Source organism: Phyllobacterium sp. P5_D12 (assembly GCF_054049495.1).
On sequence record NZ_JBFUMG010000663.1, the window covers coordinates 1 to 2,222 of the forward strand.

The 2,222-nt window shown below is 57.5% G+C and carries 3 protein-coding genes; 1 reads left to right on the plus strand and 2 read right to left on the minus strand.

What is annotated here, in order from left to right; all coding sequences use genetic code 11:
- Together ACXJ5O_RS24935 and ACXJ5O_RS24940 are read right to left on the minus strand one after the other, a co-directional pair.
- Positions 1–934, minus strand: a 934-nt coding sequence (locus ACXJ5O_RS24935) for an Hsp70 family protein (RefSeq protein WP_457302252.1), incomplete at its 3' end; no start/stop codon positions are given.
- A 118-nt stretch (positions 935–1,052) separates the two neighbouring features.
- The gene (locus ACXJ5O_RS24940; RefSeq protein WP_457302253.1) at positions 1,053–1,964 is read right to left on the minus strand and encodes a LysR family transcriptional regulator; all 912 of its coding nucleotides are present in this window, start codon (positions 1,962–1,964) and stop codon (positions 1,053–1,055) included.
- A gap of 100 nt (positions 1,965–2,064) precedes the next feature.
- Here ACXJ5O_RS24940 and ACXJ5O_RS24945 point away from each other — a divergent pair.
- Positions 2,065–2,222: aldo/keto reductase (locus tag ACXJ5O_RS24945; RefSeq protein WP_457302254.1), on the plus strand; the 158-nt coding region annotated here is incomplete at its 3' end.

Sequence of the window (2,222 nt, forward strand, 5' to 3'; positions counted from 1 at the left end):
CGGCCTGATAGAGCGGATACCCTTCGTCGTGGTCGACCAGATCAACAAAAATCTCCAGCTTGTCCGGCTCAAGGCTGTCACGGACAAGCTTCTTCAAGGCCGCGAACTCGCGCGAGGTCTTGAAGATCGAAAGCTGGTTCCAGCGGCCGAAATTCGCATACCACGAGGCGGGGACTTCGAGGGTCTTGTCGAAGCTTCGAAACAAGCTGCCTTTGCCGATCTGCGGCGCGACGATCTGATCGATCATGCGATAATCGAAATGATCTCCGGCAACGCCTACGCCGGAATGGCCGATCGGCGTCGCGCTGAGCTTGCCAGCGGATGTTTCGAAGCGGATGATCGAATAGTCGGTCGTGCCGCCACCGAAATCCGCCACCAGTACCGTCGCGTCGGCCTTGAGATTTTGGGCGAAGTAGAATGCTGCCGCGACCGGCTCATAGACGAAGTGGATTTCTGGAAATCCAAAGCGCGTCAATGCTTCGTTGTAGCGCTCGGTCGCCAGCGCGGGATCTGGATTTGCACCGGCAAAATGGACGGGGCGTCCAGTGACCACACGCGTGATATCCGCCGGCCAGTTGTCGTCTGCATAGACTTTGAGGCGCCGCAGGAATATCTCCATCAGGTCCTCGAAAGTTTGGCGCTTGGCGAAGATCAAAGTGCCTTGGAACAGCGCACTTGCGGCAAAAGTCTTGATGGATTGCAGGAAACGGCATTCGCCGGGATGGTCGATGAACTGCCGGATGGCAGCATGTCCGGCCTCGACTTTCAAAGCGGATGCGCCTGCGAGGGGATCCTTCATAAAGGACAAGGCGGTTCGCATGCTGTCGGCGGTGCCGGCCGCACTGGTGAAGGCCAGCGAGCGGGTCGACGATCCATCGGCCAAGGCCATAACCGTATTTGTCGTGCCAAAGTCGAAACCCAGCGCCTGAGCCATGGCAGCGCTCCTTTTGTACCGGAAATTGAGTGGTCGAGAATCTATGAAGGGCTGCGCAAAGCACCGCCTCGAATGGGAGCGCGCGTCATGGCATAGCGGGGCGGTGGATGCAAGAGACCTAGGCTTGAACTTGCGGATGTTCGGTATTTTTGATGAAATCCACAAAGGCCCGAAGCGGTGCAGGCATATGCCTGCGGCTCGGATAGTAGAGACGCGGGCCCGTAAAACTCTGCCACCAGGGGTCAAGCACAGGGACAAGCTCGCCGCTGGCGATGGCCGGGCTCAAGTATTCCTCAAACGTATAGATCAGCCCGATACCGGCCATGGCAGCGCCAATCCCGATGTCCGCAGTCGAGGCAATAAGCGGACCTTTAGGCGCGATTTTTAACAGCTTGCCGTTTCGCTCGAATTCCCAGTTTAGAACCACGCCACTGGCAAAGCGGTGACGTATGCAAGCGTGATGGATGAGATCGCGTGGATGCTCGAGCTTACTGTTGCTTGCGAGGTACGATGGTGCTGCCGCGACCATGAAGCGCTGGGTGCGGGGGCCTATCGGGATTGCGATCATATCGCGCTCGATGCTTTCGTCGTAGCGTATCCCCGCATCAAAGCCTGCCGCCAGCACATCGATGAAAGTATCGACGGCTGAAATCTCCAGCGTGATTCCGGGATATGCGGCAAGGAAGCGGTTGATGATTGGCGGCAGGATCTTCTGCGCCACGATGACCGGTACATTGAGCTTGAGCGTGCCGGTGGGGCTGTCGCGAAAGTTGTTGAGCGCATCGAGCGCTCCGGCAATTTCGCCGAGCGCCGGGTCAAGACGTTCGAGCAGCTGCGTTCCGGCCTCGGTTGGTGTGACGCTGCGCGTTGTGCGGTTGAGCAATCGCACGCCAACACGCGCTTCCAGCCGGCGGATGGCTTCGCTCAAGGAAGACGCCGACACACCGCGAAGCGCGGCCGCTGCGCGGAAACTGCGCGTGCGCGCGACAGCTACCAAAGCACCAAGGTCCGACAGATCAGGCTCATTCATTGTGCATTTTTCCGAACAACCCGTACACAATAGACGGGATTATCGCACAAACATAGTTGTTTTATATTGATCGGGAACGTTGAAAAACCGGAGTTAGAATATGCAATATCGTCAACTTGGAAAAACCGGACCGCGCGTTTCCGAAATCGGTCTCGGCTGCATGGGCATGTCGGGTATTTATGGACCCTCCGATCGCGCCGAAAGCATCGCGACCATTCATGCTTCGCTTGATGCAGGAATCAATCTTCTCGATACGGG